The 2,744-nt window shown below is 66.7% G+C and carries 3 protein-coding genes; all 3 read right to left on the reverse strand.

Annotation, left to right across the window (positions count from 1 at the left end):
- Positions 1 to 1,014, reverse strand: a 1,014-nt coding sequence (locus ACFWF3_RS31305; RefSeq protein ID WP_379317351.1) for a Fic family protein, incomplete at its 3' end; no start/stop codon positions are given.
- 94 nt (positions 1,015 to 1,108) lie between these two features.
- On the reverse strand, positions 1,109 to 1,864 hold the full coding sequence (locus ACFWF3_RS31310; protein ID WP_379317353.1) for an MBL fold metallo-hydrolase: 756 nt from the start codon (positions 1,862 to 1,864) through the stop codon (positions 1,109 to 1,111).
- Between the two features lie 64 nt (positions 1,865 to 1,928).
- A partial coding sequence (locus ACFWF3_RS31315; RefSeq protein ID WP_379317355.1) for a M13-type metalloendopeptidase occupies positions 1,929 to 2,744 on the reverse strand: 816 nt, incomplete at its 5' end.

The following is a 2,744-nucleotide window of genomic DNA, read 5'->3' on the forward strand; positions in this document are numbered from 1 at the left end:
GGTCGCCGTGATGGCGTTCGCGCCGGCGACAGTGAGAATCGGGTGCTCGACCAGGTTTGCCAAGAGCGCTTCGTCCGCGGAACCGCCGCGAGGGCGGGCGCGGTCTCGCCATCGCTGGGGGAGCGCGGCGAGCGTGCGGGCCGAGTCGATCGCCGCCTCGCTGGCGTACACCGCGGCGAGCGCCAGATAGACGACGAATTCGTCGGCGGCGCCGGCGCGGTAGGCGGCCAGTTGGGCGAAATAGCGCGAGGTGTCGGCGAGCATGACCGATGCCAGGGGAACGGTGACTCTGTCGGTCAGCCCGCGTCTGCGCAGGATGGCGCTCACCAGGGCGCGTCCGATCCGGCCGTTGCCGCTGACGAACGGGTGGATCGACACGAACTGCGCGTGCGCGATCGCGGCTTGGACCAGGATCGGCAGATCACCACGCGCGACGAAGGCCAGCAGGTCGGCGACCAATTCGGGCACGAGTTCCGGTGGCGGCGGTACGTACAGGGCGTGCAGCGGCGTGTAATCGCTTCCGCCGATCCAGGTTTGGACGGTTCGGAAGCGTCCCGCCTTCTCCCATTCCGGAGCGATCAGCACGCGATGGGCGCTGAGCAGATTCGCCTCCGTGATCCGGCCGGTCGCCGCACCGTCGACCAGTCCGGTGAGGGCCCGGACCGCGCTGACCTGTGACGCCGCCTCAGGTCCGGTCGTCGCGCCGCCGAAGGATTTGCTGAATGCTCGCCACCCCGCATCGATGTGCTCGATCCGCGACGACGCGACAGCCTCGCTGCGCAGCAGGAATTCGCGCAGCGGTGCCGAATACTGGCCCTGGCCGGCTTCGAGATGTGTCACCGCGATCACCGCGGCCTCGCTCGCCGATGTTGTTCGCCTGGTGGCGAAGTCGAGTTCGGCGATGCGCGGTGGGATCGACACCGCTGCCTGCTCGGGGACGGGGCCGACTCGCGGACTTCGTCCGTCACGCGCCTGCCAGGAATGCTGCTCCGTGCGGTGGGCCGGCCAATCCATCTGCTCTTACTGTACTTTCGCTATCACAAACTCTACTTACATGGTCACTACTCGCGTTTGCCCAGAGTGACGACAGCAATCAGCTGACTACTCGTTATTCGCGCCGTTCGGTTCTCGCGTGGGTCCGCGCCCGGTCGACAGCTTGCCGGATGCCCTCGGTGAAGGGGGCACCGTGGCCGGGGAGAACCAGATCGGCGGCGAGCGCCTCGAGGGCCTCGAGTGCGGTGAGGGTTTCCGGGGTCGAGTGGTTGAAGAAGTCGGGAAGTAATTGGGGGCCTGTGAATTTCGAGGTGGGATGCGCGGTAACCAGGGTGTCGCCGGTGACTACCGCACCGGCCGCTGCGAGATGGAAGGCCGAATGACCCGAGGTGTGTCCCGGGGTGGCGATCGGCGTGGGGCGGCCGGGAAGATCCAGCTCGCCCGCGGTGCGGAAGGGCTGGATATGGGGGACCGGGTTCTTGCGGAGGCCACCCGCGCGAGTGATCCGCAGCGCCCATCCGCAGGTGGAGACGTCGGTGAGCCGTTTGATGACGTCGAGCGGAGTGGCGGACTCATGGACCTCACCTTTGGCATGGGCCACCTCGAGCCGGCTGGTGTAGGCGGGGATGCCGTACTTCGCTTGGAGGTGGTTGAGGGCGCCGACGTGATCCAGGTGCGCATGGGTCAGCAGAACCGCGGCGATGTCTCCGACGCGATGACCGAGGGCCTCGACACTGGCTTCGATCAGGCCCGCGTCGCCGTACCATCCCGCGTCGATCAGCGTGAGGTCACGGCCCTCGCGGAGTAGGACCATGTTCACGTCCGTACCCGCGATGGTGAAGACGTTGTCGGCTACCTGCTGGTGACGCATGAGATTGCCCCTCTGCGATGGAGTGGTGTCGACCCTACCGGCGACCGGCAGGGTCGAGACCTCGTCACCAGATGGTCACACGTTCCTCCGGCTTCAAGTAGAGCTTGTCGTCCGGAGTCACGCCGAAAGCGTCATAGAAGCTGTCGATATTGCGGATCACCGCGTTGCAGCGGAACTCCGGCGGGGAGTGCGGGTCGACGGCGAGGCGGCGGATGGCCTCCTCGGTGCGCGCCTTGGTGCGCCAGACCTGCGCCCAGCCGTAGAAGACGCGCTGCAGACCGGTGAGGCCGTCGATCACCGGAGGCTGGTTGCCTTCGAGCGAAATCTTGTAGGCGGCAAGGGCGATGGACAGTCCGCCGAGGTCGCCGATGTTCTCACCGATGGTGAATTCGCCGTTCACGGTGTGCTCGTCGTCCAGGTCGGCGGGGGAGAGCACGTTGTACTGGTCGATCAGGGCCTTGGTGCGCTTGCCGAACTCGGCGCGATCCTCGTCGGTCCACCAGTCCTGCATGTTGCCGTCGCCGTCGTATTTCGCGCCCTGGTCGTCGAAGCCGTGCCCGATCTCGTGGCCGATCACCGCGCCGATCCCGCCGTAGTTGGCGGCGTCGTCGGCGTTCATGTCGAAGAACGGCGGCTGCAGGATCGCCGCGGGGAACACGATCTCGTTCATGCCGGGGTTGTAGTAGGCGTTCACGGTCTGCGGGGTCATGAACCATTCGCCGCGATCGACTTCGCCACCCAGTTTGCCCAGGTCGCGGTCGTGCTCGGCGGCATGGCCACGGCGGTAGTTGCCGACGAGGTCGCTCGCGTCGATCTCGACCGCGGAGTAGTCGCGCCAGGTGTCGGGGTAGCCGATCTTGGGGGTGAACTTCTCCAGCTT

The organism is Nocardia sp. NPDC060220 (genome assembly GCF_042727815.1).
Taxonomy (GTDB): domain Bacteria; phylum Actinomycetota; class Actinomycetes; order Mycobacteriales; family Mycobacteriaceae; genus Nocardia.

Excerpts from the sequence above, each read along its gene's own strand:
- ACFWF3_RS31310 (WP_379317353.1), bottom strand. The coding sequence starts at position 1,864 with ATGCGTCACCAGCAGGTAGCCGACAACGTCTTCACCATCGCGGGTACG.